The organism is Brevibacillus sp. SIMBA_040 (assembly GCF_046535075.1).
Taxonomy (GTDB): Bacteria; Bacillota; Bacilli; order Brevibacillales; family Brevibacillaceae; genus Brevibacillus.
Genome location: NZ_JAWRXI010000285.1, coordinates 1 through 256 on the forward strand (window position 1 = coordinate 1; position 256 = coordinate 256).

The 256-nt window shown below is 46.5% G+C and carries 1 protein-coding gene; it reads left to right on the forward strand.

What is annotated here, in order from left to right; genetic code table 11:
- Positions 1-41: 41 nt before the first annotated feature.
- Positions 42-256, forward strand: a 215-nt coding sequence (locus SB752_RS32860; protein ID WP_410719574.1) for a hypothetical protein, incomplete at its 3' end; no start/stop codon positions are given.

Below are 256 nucleotides of genomic sequence, written 5' to 3' on the forward strand. Positions count from 1 at the left end.
GTGATTGAGTGACCTAAAGATAATTTAAAGGAGTAATTGCTTTGAGTACGGAAACGCAAATTGCTAGTTTGGTTCAGGCCTCTAATAATCTGACAAGTGCTGTAACTGGGAAAATAGGTGCCATCGATGCACGGATGGATCAAGCGCGTGCGGAGTTTGATCAGTTTCGTGCCCTGAAGGACGTTGTGGGTGAGGTAGGTCAGCCTGGAACACTGTTGATGAGTGTCTTTCAAGGACTTATATGGGGAACAGGGGC